General features: G+C 35.5%; 6 protein-coding genes. 3 read left to right on the top strand and 3 right to left on the bottom strand.

Annotated features, from left to right (window positions below; genetic code table 11):
• The first annotated feature begins 109 nt into the window (after positions 1-109).
• Complete coding sequence (locus tag DMA14_RS14265; RefSeq protein WP_238989977.1) at positions 110-3,922, top strand: T9SS sorting signal type C domain-containing protein; 3,813 nt, start codon at positions 110-112, stop codon at positions 3,920-3,922.
• Between the two features lie 430 nt (positions 3,923-4,352).
• Entirely contained in the window at positions 4,353-11,216 is a 6,864-nt protein-coding gene (locus tag DMA14_RS14260; RefSeq protein WP_111425281.1) for a T9SS sorting signal type C domain-containing protein, read from the top strand.
• A 41-nt stretch (positions 11,217-11,257) separates the two neighbouring features.
• Here DMA14_RS14260 and DMA14_RS14255 read toward each other — a convergent pair whose 3' ends face one another.
• From DMA14_RS14255 to DMA14_RS14245, 3 genes are all read right to left on the bottom strand, one after another.
• Positions 11,258-12,124 (bottom strand): cupin-like domain-containing protein, encoded by an 867-nt coding sequence (locus DMA14_RS14255; protein ID WP_111425280.1) that lies wholly within the window; start codon positions 12,122-12,124, stop codon positions 11,258-11,260.
• Positions 12,125-12,233: 109 nt separating this feature from the next.
• Positions 12,234-12,671: a hypothetical protein gene (locus tag DMA14_RS14250; protein WP_111365494.1), complete on the bottom strand. Its 438-nt coding sequence runs from the start codon at positions 12,669-12,671 to the stop codon at positions 12,234-12,236.
• Positions 12,672-12,769: 98 nt separating this feature from the next.
• Positions 12,770-13,717, bottom strand: a complete 948-nt coding sequence (locus DMA14_RS14245; protein ID WP_111425279.1) for a bifunctional riboflavin kinase/FAD synthetase — start codon at positions 13,715-13,717, stop codon at positions 12,770-12,772.
• A 193-nt stretch (positions 13,718-13,910) separates the two neighbouring features.
• Here DMA14_RS14245 and DMA14_RS14240 point away from each other — a divergent pair, with 193 nt between their 5' ends.
• Positions 13,911-16,580, top strand: a complete 2,670-nt coding sequence (locus DMA14_RS14240) for a zinc-dependent metalloprotease (RefSeq protein WP_111425278.1) — start codon at positions 13,911-13,913, stop codon at positions 16,578-16,580.
• The last annotated feature ends 1 nt before the right edge of the window (position 16,581 follow it).

The raw sequence follows: 16,581 nt of genomic DNA, 5'->3' as shown, positions 1-16,581 counted from the left end.
TGTGTGCTCTGCTTCAACTTTGTAATTTTAGCTTAATTCTTACAGTATTAACTTTAATTGCATTGTTTTGACTAGAAATTTATTCTACTGCCTAATTCTATTTTTATTTTTGCCAAATTCAAACCTTCTAGCACAGCAAGGTAAGGTTGACCATTTATTTAATGTGCTTGACGATGGACAAAATGGAGATGGTTTTGATGGTGCTGTACGAACTCTTCTTTTGCAAAACAATGGCAGCTTAATTGTTGGTGGCGATTATCTCAGCTTAAACGGATCCCCAGTTTCTTATCTTACTCGTTTAAATTCTAATGGTTCCATTGATGAGAGTTTTAATACAGGTACAGGGTTTAATGGAAAAATTTATGCATCATGTTTGCAGCCAGATGGGAAGATTATTTTGGCTGGAAGTTTTACAATGTACAACGGAATTAGTGCAGGAAGGCTAATTCGCTTAAACTCTGACGGATCTTATGATCCTACTTTTAATACTGCGATAGGTGCGACAACTGGAATTGTTTATGATATGGCAACGCAGTCAGATGGAAAAATAATAATTGTTGGAAGTTTTACAAAATATGCAAATTCTACTGTAAATCGAGTGGCACGTTTGTTTCCAAACGGAACGCTGGATTCTTCTTTTTTGACAGGTTCTGGTTCGGCATTAAATATAACACATGCGAAAATAACTGATGATGAAAAAATAATTCTTACTGGAAATTTTATCACATTTAACGGAGCTCCTGCAAATAAAATTGTGCGTCTAAATAGTAACGGAAGTTTCGACTCGACTTTTAATTGCGGTACTGGCTTCAATGATGATGTTAACGCGATTGCACTGCAACCTGATGGAAAAATTGTATTAGGAGGAAACTTTACTGCCTTCAATGATATTATATCCAATCGTCTTATTCGTTTGAATGTTGATGGAACGAAAGATGAAAGTTTTCAAACGGGCTCCGGTTTTAGTAAGGAAGGTGTGCAAACGCTCAAAATGGATTCGTATGGAAATTTAATGGTGGGCGGATCTTTTACAGGGTTTTATAACAACAGTGAAGTTAATAGATTAGTTTTTCTTAATGCAGATGGAACCCTAAAATCGGATTTTGATATTGGCTCTGGACCTGCTTCTGCATCTATTTTAAGTTTGGAATTTGATGAAGAAGGTTCTTGGTTTGTTGGAGGTTCTTTTTCTGTTTTTAATGGACAAAATCAAGGAAGGTTAGCTAAAATTAGCAGTGATGGGGAACATGATATTGGGTATTTGTCTTCAGGTATTGGTTTTGATAATTCTGTTTTGAATATTTTACCTCTTCCAAATCAGAAAACAATTGTTGCTGGTAATTTCAGTAAATTTAATGGAGTATCGGTTTCAAAAATAACTTGTCTTTTAGAAGATGGTTCTGCTGATGCTTCTTTTAATACAGGAAAATCTGGAGCAAATAGTTTGGTAAAAACAACAGCATTACAGTCAGATGGGAAAGTAATTATTGGAGGAAACTTTACAAGATATAATGATGTACTCAATAATAGGCTAGTTAGGATTTTTTCAAATGGAGAAATAGATAATTCTTTTAATAATGGAGATGGTTTTAATGCTCAAGTTTATGCACTGGCCATTCAGTCTGATCAAAAAATAATTGTTGCAGGCGCTTTCACAAAATATAATGGATCAAATGTAAATACGAATAGGATTGTTAGACTTCTGTCAGATGGATCAAAAGACAACAGTTTCAATATTGGTTTGGGCGCAGATGGTACTATTGAAACGATAGTCATACAACCCGATGGGAAAATTCTTCTTGGAGGACATTTTAAAACATTTAATGCACAGTCTTTTTCAGGTTTGGTTCGTTTAAATTCTGATGGAACTATTGATTCTGGTTTTAATATTCGAAGTGGTTTTGATAAATATGTCTACGCAATGGCACTTCAATCGGATCAAAAGATTATTGTTGGAGGCTCATTTTTAACTTTTGATGGAAATTCTCAAAAAAGAATAGTTAGATTGAACAGTGATGGAAGTCTTGACCCAACATTTGAGTCAGGAACAGGTTTTAGTAAAGGAGATGTTCGTTCTATTTTAGTACAGCCTGATGACCGAATTTTGGTCGGAGGCTCTTTTTCAGGAACATATAAAAATAACGCTTCTTCCAGACTTATTAGATTAATGTCTACAGGAGCTATTGATAATTCGTTTACTTCGCTTCTAAATAATACACTTTTTGACATGAAATTTACTGACGAGTATAAATTGCTCATTGGAGGTAATTTTAATTCGGTTTCAGGTATTTCAAAGCATAGAATTGCACGTTTAAAACTTTGTGTAAATACTACGGTTTGGAATGGAACCTCATGGTCAAATGGTTTGCCCTCTGTGGGAAAAGATGTGTATTTTAAAGAAAATTTTCCGAAATTAACTACTACTGCTGTTTGTGGGTGTCATATTGATCAGGGCAAAATAGTAACCTTGCTAGAGAAAAATGCCCTTTCTATAGAGTTTGGATATACAGGATTGGGAACTTTGGTTTTGGAAGATTCAGCGAGTTTATACCAGTCAGATGATGAGATAGTAAATACTGGGATTATTCATTTAATAAGAAAAACAAAACCAGTAATTCGCTACGATATGACATATTGGTCTTCGCCAGTCGATAGACAGACAATGGCAGATTTTTCGCCGAATACTCTTAGAGATAAATATTATTGGCATGACCCAATTTCTCGTTGGATCGTAAATTATGACGGAACAATGACCATGATTCCTGGGCAAGGTTATTGTATTAGGGCACCACAAAATTATTCTATTACAGAGCGGGAAGTGTTTGAAGGAACTTTTAAAGGGATTCCGAATAATGGCAAAATAGACGCGGAATTTAAAGTTAAGGATGGTTATTATCTGATAGGAAACCCGTATCCTTCTGCTATAAGTGCAGATCTTTTTATAAAATCAAATGCCTCAAAAATACATGGAGCGCTTTATTTTTGGACACACAGTACACCGCCTTCTAATGGCAAATATTCAACAGATGATTGTGTTGTATATAATCTTTTAGGGGGCGTTGGAATAAGTTCTTCTTTAAATTCGGAAAACTATACTACAACGCCAGATGGCACAATAGCTTCTGGACAAGGCTTTTTTGTGCAAAGTAAAGGAGAAGGCTTTATTCAATTTAACAATAGTATGAGAATTAAAGCTAACAACAGTTCCTTTTTTAGACCAAGCAATATTGCGCAGGCTGGAAAAGAAAATGATAGACTTCGATTTTGGGTGAATCTTCATAATGGAAAAAATGCCTTAAAGCAAATTTTATTGGGTTACGCTAAAGAAGCTTCGAACACATTAGATTATTATGATGCTTTATCTTTCGGCTCAAGTCAAGAGATTGATTTTTATAGCATTTTGGAAGATAAAAAACTAGTAATTCAAGGAAAAGCAATGCCTTGGATAGAAAGCGATTCTTTTAAGTTAGGATATAAAACGACTGCTAAAACTACTTTGAAATTAGAGATAGATCATCAGGACGTGTTGTTTAATGGAATTGATATTTTTTTAGTGGATCAAACTTTAAATAAAGTTCATAATCTTTCTGAAGAGCCATATCAATTTGATTCTGAAGTAGGAACTTTTAATAATCGTTTCTCAATAGTTTATTCTAATAAAACTTTAGGGAAAGTAACTTTTGAAGAAGATTCTCAAACTACTCTGATATATGTCAAAAATCAAATCATAAATATTGAGTCATTTGATGAAAACATTAAAAAGGTTGTAATATTTGATATTTCTGGAAATGAATTATATAAAAAAGATAAGCTTGAAACTAGAAAAGTAACTGTTCAAAATTTGTTTTCTCCGCATCTGGTTTTATTAGTAAAAGTCATTTTTGAAAATGGCAAATCAACTTCAAAAAAGGTGATTTTTTAAAAAATGTAACGAAATGACTTCGTAATCCTTTTGTAATTTTTACAAAAGGATTTTTTTTATTTAAACATACGTGTAACATATTGATTTAGTGTTGTTTATTTCTTATTTAACAGTTTTTTCCTATTTTTTGTATTTTTTGACATTAGCATGTTAAAATTACGGTTTAATATTATAGCGTTAATTTCAATGTAAATAAAATCGTACCTTGTAGTAAAGTTTAATCGATTAAATGCATATTAAATCGATTAAATGTTTTTCTATAAGCCTTGCAATTATTTTTTTCTTCAAAATCACACTTTCAATAACTGCCATTTTATCTGCCTTCGATTGATTGTAAAACTGGAGCACTTGTTTTTATTCTGTATTACTCGATTTTGCAATTAATCTTGTTGAGTTTGAATTTATTTTTCAATTACTAAAATGCCACAAGATGAAAAAAGATTTACTTGCTATACTGAATTTCTTCAGTTTTTCAACTTTAGTAACTTATTTAGGGAAACCACTTAATTTCAATTTGAGATTTAAATTTCTTCTTATTTTATTTTTCTCAATTTTTTATACTACTTCCAAAGCGCAAATTTCGCATCCAATTACAACTAGTGGCTCTCTTCCTCTTCCTGCAGGGATGGATGTTGTTACTGTAGAAGCATGGGGTGCAGGGGGAGCTGGAGGTGGAGCCAAAGTAACGTCAGGAGAAGGCAGAAGTGGCGGCGGAGGCGGTGGCGGAGCTTATGCAAAAGGAACGATTACTACGACAGGATTTTCGAGTTTGGGAGTCGTTGTTGGAGCAACCGCCACGGGAGGAGCTGGTGATGGCGCCGCAGGCGGAGCATCATATGTAACAGGATTTACAGCTGCTTTCAATGCCCCTGGAGGTTTAGGAGGAAATGCTAACATTGCAACGACTTCTACTCCAACTGGTGGAGCAGGAGGAACCGGAGCTATTGGAAATCTCGCAACAGCGCCAGGAGCAAATGGTACAATTGGTAAAGTTGCCGCATTAGGCTTGCTTCTTTCATCAGGTGGGGGTGGAAATGCTGGCGGTTATAGTTCAGTAGCTGGAGCTGGAGCTGGTGGAGCTGTACAATCTACTCTATTATTGACAGATTTAGTTGGAACTAATGGTGGAACTAACGGAGGAGGAGGAGGAGGAGCTATAAGTGCTAGTAATGCACAAAATGGTGGTGCTGGCGCAAGAGGACAAGTTAATATTACCTACACTTGTAAAACCTATAGCGTAACATCAATTTCGGCAACAAATGTTTGTACAGCATCAGGAAATATCTCTCATGTGCAAGTGTTAAGTACACCTGCGAATTTACCAGTAGGAACATATACGGTAAACTATCACAGAAGTAACCCTTCAGCTTCAAATTTAACAACAACAATGGTTGTCACAACAGCAGGATCTGGAAGTTTTGATGCAGCTGGATTTATCAATGTTGGAAATAGTAATATTGTGCTTAATACTTTAACATCAGTTGATTGTACCTCTTCAATAGGTTTGTCAACACAAATTAATATAACAGCTCTGCCAACAATTACTTTAGGAACAGCTAATGCAGTATGTACAAGTGCAAGTGCACAAACAACTAATTTAAGTTATACTGGGACGACAAATTCTCCAACAAACTACAGTATTACGTGGAACGCAAGTCCTGCAAATACTTTTTTGCCAGTTTCAAATGCAACTTTACCAGCAAGTCCTATTACTATTGAAGTTCCAGCAGGAACTGTCGCTGGAACTTATACGGGGACACTTACTGTGAGCAATGCTGGGTGTGTATCTGCGACAAATAATTTTACAGTTGTTGTAAATCCGTTACCGACAATTACATTGAGTAGCACTACGGCGGTCTGTCCAAGTTCAAGTGCACAGAGTACAACGTTGCCTTATACTGCAGTTACCAACTCCCCAACGACCTACAGTATTACATGGAATGCAAGTCCAACAAATACTTTTTTGCCTATTTCAAATGCAGCTTTACCTGCAAGCCCGATTAATATCGCAATACCAGCAAACACAGCTGTAGGAACATATACAGGAGTATTAACAGTAAAAAATGCTGCTGGATGCACATCTGCAACAAATAATTTTACAGTGACAGTGAGTGGAATACCAACAATTACACTTGGTACGGCAACGCAAGTTTGTGTTAGCGCTTCGGCTCAAACTTCAAATTTGAGTTATAGTGCTACAACAAATTCACCAACGACTTACAGTATTACATGGAATGCAAGTCCGACAAATACATTTTTGCCAGTTTCAAATGCATCATTAACATCTAGTCCAATCAGTATTGCAGTTCCTGCAGGAACTGCTGTCGGAACTTATACAGGAACTTTAACCGTTAAAAATGCAACTGGGTGTGTATCTTCAACAAATAATTTTACTGTAACCGTAAATCCTTTGCCAACAATAACATTAAGTGGTACGACGGCTGTATGTACAAGTTCAAATTTGCAGAGTACAACATTACCTTACTCAGCAACAACCAATTCACCAACAAACTATAGCATTACGTGGAATGCCAGTCCTGCAAATAGTTTTTTACCAGTTTCAAATGCAGCTTTACCGGCAAGTCCGATTAATATTTCCATACCAGCAAATACAGCAGCGGGAACATACACAGGAACATTAACAGTAAGTAATGCGGCAGGATGCGTGTCAACATCAAACAATTTTACTGTAACAGTAAATCCTTTGCCAACAATAGCATTAGGTGCCACGACGGCTGTCTGTACAAGTTCAAATGTTCAGAGCACCACATTACCTTATGGTACAGTAACAAATTCGCCAACTACTTACAGCATTACATGGAATGCCAGTCCTGCAAATAGTTTTTTACCAGTTTCAAATGCAGCTTTATCAGCAAGTCCAATTAATATCTCTGTACCAGCAAATACAGCAGCGGGGACATACACAGGAACATTAACAGTGAAAAATGCAGCAGGATGCGTATCAACAGCAAATAATTTTACAGTCACTGTTAATCCGCTTCCAACTATTACCCTTGGTACGGCAACACAAGTTTGTGTTAGCACTTCGGCTCAAACTTCAAATTTGAGTTATAGTGCTACAACAAATTCACCAACGACCTATAGTATTACATGGAATGCCAGTCCTTCAAATAGTTTTTTGCCAGTTTCAAATGCAGCTTTACCGGCAAGTCCGATCAGTATTGCGGTTCCAGCAGGAACTGCCGCAGGAACATATACAGGAACATTAACAGTAAGTAATGCGACAGGATGCATATCAGCATCAAACAATTTTACCGTAACCGTAAATCCTTTGCCAACTATAACATTAGGTGCCACGACAGCTGTATGTGTAAGTTCAAGTTCGCAAACTACCACATTACCTTACACGGCAACAACCAATTCTCCAACAAACTATAGCATTACATGGAATGCTAGTCCTGCAAATAGTTTTTTACCAGTTTCAAATGCGGCTTTACCGGCAAGTCCAATTAATATTTCCATACCAGCAAATACAGCAGCGGGGACATACACGGGAACATTAACAGTAAGTAATGCGGCAGGATGTGTGTCAACATCAAACAATTTTACTGTAACCGTAAATCCTTTGCCAACTATAACATTAGGCGCCTCGGCAGCTGTATGTATAAGTTCAAATTCGCAAACTACGGCATTACCTTACACGACAACAACCAATTCGCCAACAAACTACAGCATTACATGGAATGCCAGTCCTACAAATAGCTTTGTAGTAATTACTAATGCATCTTTACCGTCAAGTCCGATTAGTATTTCTATCCCAGCAAATACAGCAGCGGGGACATACACGGGAACATTAACAGTAAGCAATGCGGCAGGATGCGTGTCAGCATCAAACAATTTTACTGTAACCGTAAATCCTTTGCCAACTATAACATTAGGCGCAACTACCGCGGTCTGTACAAGTTCAAATGTTCAGAGCACCACATTGCCCTATAGTGCAGTTACAAATTCACCAACAACTTACAGCATAACCTGGAATGCATCCCCAGCCAATAGTTTTGCGCCGGTTTCAAATGTGGCTTTATCTTCAAGTCCGATTAGTATTTCTATCCCAGCAAATACTGCCGCAGGAACATATACAGGAGCATTAACAGTAAGCAATGCGGCAGGATGCGTGTCAACATCAAATAATTTTACTGTAACCGTAAATCCTTTGCCAACAATAGCATTAGGAGCCACAACAGCTGTCTGTACAAGTTCAAATGTTCAGAGTACCACATTGCCCTATAGTGCAATAACAAACTCGCCAACTACTTACAGCATAACTTGGAATGCATCTCCTGCAAATAATTTTATACCGGTTTCGAATGATATTTTATCTGCAAGTCCAATTAATATTTCCATACCGGCAAACACAGCAGCAGGCACTTACACAGGAATATTAACAGTAAGCAATGCCGCAGGATGCGTGTCCGCTACAAATAATTTTACTGTTACCGTTAATCCTTTACCAACAATAGCATTAGGAGCCACAACAGCTGTCTGTACAAGTTCAAATTCACAGAATACAGTATTGCCATATAGTGCCGTGACAAACTCTCCAACTACTTATAGTATAACTTGGAATGCAAGTCCAGCAAACAGTTTTACAGATATTACAGATGCAACTTTAACTGCCAGTCCGATAAATATTGCGGTTCCTGCTGGGACAGCTTCGGGCACTTATACAGGAACTTTAACAGTAAAAAATGCTAATGGATGCATTTCGACGCCAAGTAATTTTACAGTAACTGTTAATCAAACCCCAACAATTACTACATCAGGGAATCTAACCTCTGTTTGTCAAAATGCGTCAGTGCAAACGGCTTCTTTACCTTATTCTGCAACAACTGGTACTCCAATCAGTTATTCAATTGATTGGGCTGTATTAAATGATCAAGGAGCTACTACTTTTTCTTTTGATTCTGCAGGAGGAATTATCAATAATATTACTGTTCCTGCAAACGCAGCCGTTGGAACTTATAGCGGTGTAATGACAATTTTCACATCAAATAACTGTCAAACAACACAAGCAATTTCTTTGAAGATTAATAGTCTTCCAACTATAAACACAGCAGGAGTCTTTACTCCAGTTTGCCAAAGTTTATCAGCTCAAACGACTACTTTAAGTTATTCATCAACCACAGGATCTCCAATTAATTATGCTATTGATTGGGTTGCCTTGACAGACCAAGGAACTACTCCATTTCCTTTTAGTTCGGGATCTGGAGACATTATAAATGTGAATGTTCCAGCAAATGCCACTGCAGGAACTTATAACGGAATAATGACCATTACAACTTCAGGAGGTTGCCAAGCGAGTCAAAATGTTTCTTTGACAGTAAATGCAGTTGCAGCTGCGCCGACAGCTTCTGTAACCCAATTGCCAACCTGTGTAAATAATACAGGTGTGATAACAGTTACTTCTCCAGCTTCAGGAACTGGATATACTTATAGTATAGACGGAGTAGATTTTAGTAATACTTCTGGAGTATTTGCCGGACTTTCTTCTGGAGGTTACAATGTACAAGTAAGAAATAGTACATCAGGCTGTGTATCACAAGCTACACCAATCATGATAAATGCTTTTGTTACTAAAGCATGGAATGGAAGTGTTGATGGCAATTGGGGAAATCCTGCAAATTGGACACCAACAGGAGTTCCTATTACTTCTGATTGTGTAGACATTCCAAAAGTAGGGTTTGATCCGATTATCTCTGGAACTAATGCCAGTTTTTTTGTAAGCAGATTAACGGTTGAGAATAATGGGTCTCTCGTTGTGCAAGGCACAAATGCAATTACTGTAACAAATGAAGTAAATGTACTTGGTAATGGAACTTTAATTTTTGAAAACAATTCAAGCTTAGTTCAAATTAATGACGTAGATAATACAGGAAATATTACTTACAAAAGAAATACAACGCCAGTAAGACGTTATGATGTTACATATTGGTCTTCGCCAGTAACCCGTGTACCAGCTTTCACATTACATGATTTATCGCCAAATACTCTTTGGGACAAATATCATAAGTTCAATTCTGCAACGGAAAAATGGATACTAATTAGTAATGGAGCAGAAGAAATGGTCAAAGGAAATGGCTATAGTATTAGATCTCCTCAATTTTATGACTTGAATTCGACTCAAATTTTTGGTGGACAATTTAAAGGAGTGCCAAATAACGGAACAATTTTAGGTCCTTCAGGCGCAGCTGAAAAATTAATATTTCTAGGAAATCCATATCCTTCAGCAATTTATGCAGACCAATTTATTCATGACAATGCAGATCGCCTTTACGGGACACTGTATTTTTGGACACATAATAGCCCTCCTACTTTAATTCCTGGTACCAATACCTATACTTATACTGGTAGTGATTTTGCTTATTATAATTTATCGGGACTCACAGAGGTAGGAACAATGGAGGGAACTGGAGCAACGTCTCCAGGAAATCAAAGTGAACCAAAGGGATATATTGCTACAGGACAAGGTTTTTTTGCTAAATCCCGAACAGGACAGAATCCCGTATATACAAATTCAATGCGAGTGGCTAATAATAATAGTCAGTTTTATAAATCTGCAAATACAACTCTAATTGAAAAACATCGTGTATGGTTGAATTTAACAAATACAGAAGGTGCTTTTAAACAATTACTAATTGGGTATATAACTGGAGCAACAAATTCTTTTGATTATAATTATGATGCAGTCACACTGAATGCAAATCCTTATGTTGATTTTTATAGCATTAATGAAGATAAAAAATTAGTTATTCAGGGGAGAGCAGTGCCTTTTGTTGTGACAGATACAATTCCTATCGGATATAAGTCTACTATTCCGGAAGGTAATTTTACAATTGCTATTGATCACACTGACGGAAGTTTGAGCACTCAGAATATTTATTTGCAAGATAATGTAACGAACACGATTCATAATCTTAAAACTGGAGGCTATACATTTAGGTCAGCGCCAGGAACTTTCCTTAAACGTTTTGTTTTGCGTTACACAAATAATGATGATGATAAATCGCTTGGGAATGAAGATTTTGAAAATCAAGATCAAAACATTGTTGTTTCTGTTAAAGATAAAAATATCAGACTGCAATCTATTTCTGAGCAGGAAAATCTTCAAGAAGTTGTTATTTATGACATGGGAGGAAAACAGCTCTATCTTAAAAAACGAATAGGAAATAAGGAATGGATCGTAAACAATTTTCAGTCGGGTCCTCAAATCTTACTAGTAAAAATGACTTTAGATAACGGAAAAACAGTCACTAGAAAAATAGTATTCAGATAAAATAAAAAAGCGGTTGAGAATTTCCCTCAACCGCTTTTTTATTAAAGTGCACGCTGTAGATTTTGATGCGTATCTTTAATAGCTTTTTCGTTTTTATAATCTATCCATTTTTGACCTTGAATTTTTCGCATCATAATATCAAAATGACGCATAATGAAAACATTGTAAGCCGCTTTAGATAAGTTGACTATGTTTTTTGGAAAAGAGCGAAGACTCATCGAAAAACCAGGGGTTAAATATTTCATATAGTGCCAGTATCCTTCAGGCATGTATAGCATTTCGCCATGCTTTAAATTAGTGATATAGCCTTCAACATTTTTAAGTGCTGGAAATTTTTCATAATCCGGATTGTCAAAATCAATATCTTCTCTTGAAATTAAGGCATGGGGAACTTTATACATAAATTTTGACTGGCTTGGAGGAAAAATCATGCATTGTTTTTCGCCATGAAAATGAAAATGAAGAATGTTTGAATAATCAATATCATAGTGCATAAAAACCTTCGAATTTTCTCCTCCAAAAAATAACATAGGCATTTGCTTGACTAATTTTAAGCCAATATCGGGCCATAAGAAGTCGTTTTTTAAAGAAGGGACTTCTTTCATTAGATTATAAAGGAAAATACGGTAATTAGTAGGCTTTTCTTCCAATAAGTCAATATAATCACTCATTTTCATTGTGGTATGAGCCTCGTTAAATCCGTCTTCGTGGTTAACAGGTCTGTCGTCATATAAAGGAACGATTGAATTTCCTGCGATTTCTTTTATATAAGATAATTTCCATTTGTTATAAGCTGGCCAGTCTTCGGTCAATTGTTCAATAACAACAGGAATTTGTTTTTTTACATAATGGGAAACAAAATCTTCTTTGGAGATTTTTTTAACCCTTTCTATTTGTTTTAACTTCATTTTATTAAATAAAAAAATTGCTTATAGTCTGAGTTATAAGCAATTTAAAAATTTTTGTTGAAATTATAGAGCTCTTTAGACTAATTTTTTAATCTAATCGATTTCAAAATTAATCAGCTGCATATTTGTTATTCCAGTACAGCATCATCATTAAAGTAACTATTACAGAAGACGCAATTCCTTCAAATAATAGACAAATACAATAAGTTGGCACTGATGGATTTCCTCCGAACATAAATGTTTCAGATAAAGTTCTTACGTAAGCATCTCCGCCTCGAGCGTAACTATATACTAATAAGCCAAACACACTCATGCAGACACCAACTACAGAAGTTGTCATTGCAGAAATGGCATTAGATAAAAAATTGGTTTCTCCTTCATGAAGATTCATCTGCATTGTCCTGTTAACACCGTAGAATATAAAGAAAACGTTGAGTGTTCTCAAATAAAACAAATCTGCCAAACCTAGTACATTCATTAATAAAAAATAAATGCCAATTCCGAGGAAAATCAAAAACCCGTTGGTAATTTCTTTAGGTAATTTCATAGTGGTTATTTTTTAGAAGTTAATAGTAAATATTTGAAAAACAGTGTTCTATCAAATTTACTAAAAAAATAACTACGATGATTTAAAAACGGTAAAAACTATGCAGTTTGATTTTTTAAAGAAGAGCCTATAAAAGCTAAAGAATCGACTTGATCTTGATGAAGCTGGGCCTTTAAGGCATCTAACGAACCAAATTTTTGTTCTTCACGGATATAATGAAGTAAAGAAACTTCAATCTTCTGGTCGTAAATGTCTTTGTCAAAATTGAACAAGTGGACTTCAATAGTCTGTTTTTCACCATTGACAGTCGGATTGAAACCAATATTCATCATTCCAAAAACAATTTCTCCGTTTACAATGGCTTTTACAACATAAACACCAATTTTTGGAATAAGTTTGTAATCTTCTTCAATCTGAATATTTGCAGTAGGGAAGCCAATAGTTCTTCCTAGTTGTTTTCCTTTTGCTACCGTTCCGTTCAAGAAATAGCTATAACCTAAATATTCATTGGCCAAAGCCATGTTTCCTTCATTTAAAGCTTTTCTGATTTTGGTCGAACTTACCGAAACGTCCTGAATTTCTTCAGCAGAAATTTGTTCCACTTCAAATCCGTATTCGATTCCAAAAGCAATCAAATCATCAATATTTGCAGTTCTATTGCGTCCAAAACGATGATCGTGACCAATAATAATTTTTTGAATCTGGAATTTTTCAACTAAAATCGTTCGAACAAATTCTTCAGCAGTTAATCTTGAAAAACTTTCATTAAAAGGATGAACAACAAGATTTTCTATGCCCGTTGCTTCCAAAAGTTTTATTTTTTCCTCAATGGTATTCAGCAATCTTATTTCAGATTTTTCCTGAAGAACCATTCTAGGATGCGGAAAAAAGGTTAAGACCAGACTTTCATATTTTCCATTTTCAGTATTCTGAGTAATTCGTTCCAGAATTTTTTTATGACCAATATGTACGCCATCAAAGGTACCAAGAGTTAAAATTGTTTTCTTGGTTGACTGAAAATCGTTTATAGAATGAAAGAGCTTCAAAACAAATTATTTAAGATGCTGCAAATTTATACTATTCTCTTTTAAATTTAATACTATGCTAAATCGAATTTTAATGTATACTGGATATTTTTGTAGAAATAAGAGGACTCGACGATTAAAAAACAATAATTGTTGCGTAGATAATATAATTTCAAATTAATTGAAGTAATTTTGATTATTATATTTTAAGAGTATGAAAAAACAACTACTTTATATATTTTTAATTTTCTGTTCTGCAACAATTAATGCACAAGATGCTTTATGGCAGAAAGTAGCTTCTTCATCGCTTTCGCGAAAAGCTGATGGGATAAGTTCCAATAAATTATATTATAAATTAAATGCGAGCCTTTTGAGTTCAAAGCTCGCTTCGGCATCAAATAAAACAGCAAAAAATACTACATCGGAAATTACTATTCCAAATACGGATGGAATTTTAGAACGTTTTTCGGTTTGGGAATCTTCAAATTTTGATCCAGAATTACAAGCAAAATATCCAGAAATCAGATCTTATGAAGGTCGCGGAATAGACGATAAAAATGCGAAAATACATTTTAGCGTTGCTCCAATCGGAATGCAGACTATGGTTTTTAGAACAGCAAAACCAACAGAATACATTGAACAGAACCCAGACAATAAATCGGAATACGTTTTGTTTAAATCAGCAGACAATGCAGCATCAAAAATGTTGTTGAACTGTAAAACAACCAATCAAATTTTTGAAAATAAAAGTACGATTACTGCAAAAACAGCATCTAATGCCAAACAATTTAAAACGCTTCGATTGGCATTATCCTGTACAGGAGAATATACAGCTTATTTCGGCGGAACAAAAGAAGGAGCTTTGGCTGGAATGAATGCTACTTTAACTCGAGTAAATGGTATTTTTAATAGAGATCTTGCAGTGCAGTTAGTTTTAATTGCAAATAATGACGCTGTTATTTATACAGATGCTTCTACAGATCCTTATTCTATTGCATCAGTAGGTGCTGATAATAACAATCCTACTTGGCCAAAAGAAGTACAAACGACATTAACAAACATAGTGGGTGAGGGCAATTACGATATTGGCCATTTATTTGGCGCTTCAGGTGGCGGAGGAAATGCAAGTTGCATTGGCTGCGTATGTGTTAGTCCAACTTCTAGCCAACCTCTTGGAAAAGGTAGCGCATTTACATCTCCAGCAGATGCAAGACCACAAGGAGATAATTTTGATATAGATTTTGTTGCGCATGAAATGGGGCATCAGCTTGGGGGTACACATACTTTTTCTTTTCAAAATGAAGGTTATGGAGCATGTTACGAACCAGGAAGCGGTTCAACCATTATGGGATATGCTGGAGTAACAGATTATGATGTTCAGAATCATTCTGATGATTATTTTTCTTATGCAAGCATTAGCCAAATACAGAATAATCTAGCAGCAAAAACTTGTCCCGTGTCTACACCTATAGTTGATAATAATCCTCCAGTCATAAATGCGGGTTCAGACTATACTATTCCAATTAGTACGCCATTTATTTTAACAGGAACAGGTTCTGATCCTGAAGGAAATTCTATAACTTATACTTGGGAGCAATTTGACAGTGCTACGACAGCTTTTGCAGGTAATAGTTTAACGTATTCTACAAAACCAGATGGACCAATGTTTAGATCTTTTCCGCCTACAGCTTTACCAGTTCGTTATATGCCGGCTTTAAGTTCAGTATTAAATAATCAATTGACTACAAGTTGGGAATCTGTTTCTTCTATTGCAAAAACAATGAATTTTACGCTTACAGGAAGGGACAATGCCGCTTTAGGAAAGGGACAAACCAATACAGATGCTATGGTGGTAACTGTAACTGCCGCAGCTGGACCGTTTGCAGTAACTTCGCAAGCAGACGATAATCTGGGGTGGGCAAAAGGATCGGCACAAACGATTACGTGGAGTGTAAATAATACGAATACACTGCCCGGATCAGCAAACGTAAATATAAAATTATCTGTAGATGGTGGATTAACATATCCAGTGGTTTTGGCTAGTAATACTCCAAACGATGGTTCTGAAACAATATTGGTTCCAGAAATTGATGCTTCAACCAACTGCAGACTTTTGATAGAACCAGTTAATAATATTTATTATGCTATAAATAGCAAACCATTTGCGGTAGGATATATAGTTTCGACATCTTGTGTGTCATATAATTTTGGTGGTGGATATTCAACTGACGTCAATGTCAATGTAAATAAAAGTGTTGCTGTGCCTGCTTCTTCAGGATTAGTTTCTGATGTCAATGTTTCGGTAAATGTAACGCATGCGAGATTTTCAGATTTGACTATGAAAATCATAAGTCCAAGTGGAACAGTGGTTACTTTATTTAATAAAAACTGTGGAAGTACAAATTCAACTTTTGCTTTGCAGTTTGATGATAGTGGAACTGCCTTAAATTGTAATACAACTACTAGCCAGATTGTTATTCCTTCAACTGCTCTAAGTGCTTTTAATGGAGAAAATCCAGAAGGGAATTGGACTTTTAGAGTTTTTGATGATAAGGTAGGGTCTTTAGGAACAATAAATTCTGCATCGGTAAATATTTGTACTAAAACCTATACATTAGGAAATGATGATTTTGAAAATGTCGATTTTGTTGCCTATCCAAATCCAAACAAAGGAACCTTTACAGTGCAATTTGATAGAGATTCAGTAAGCGAGATTAAAGTTTACGTTAATGATATTAATGGAAAATATGTTTACGATAGAACCTTCCAAGGTTCGGGATATTTTATTCAAGATATTCAATTGCCAGATGTGCCTTCGGGTCTTTATTTTGTAACGGTTACTGATGGTAACAGAAGAGAAGTGAAAAAAATATTGGTAAATTAAT

This window comes from Flavobacterium sharifuzzamanii (assembly GCF_003254585.1).
Taxonomy (GTDB): Bacteria; Bacteroidota; Bacteroidia; order Flavobacteriales; family Flavobacteriaceae; genus Flavobacterium; species Flavobacterium sharifuzzamanii.
This window is presented reverse-complemented; position numbering and strand designations above follow the sequence as displayed.

Excerpts from the sequence above, each read along its gene's own strand:
- DMA14_RS14260 (WP_111425281.1), top strand. The coding sequence starts at position 4,353 with ATGAAAAAAGATTTACTTGCTATACTGAATTTCTTCAGTTTTTCAACT.
- DMA14_RS14255 (WP_111425280.1), bottom strand. The coding sequence starts at position 12,124 with ATGAAGTTAAAACAAATAGAAAGGGTTAAAAAAATCTCCAAAGAAGAT.
- DMA14_RS14250 (WP_111365494.1), bottom strand. The coding sequence starts at position 12,671 with ATGAAATTACCTAAAGAAATTACCAACGGGTTTTTGATTTTCCTCGGA.
- DMA14_RS14240 (WP_111425278.1), top strand. The coding sequence starts at position 13,911 with ATGAAAAAACAACTACTTTATATATTTTTAATTTTCTGTTCTGCAACA.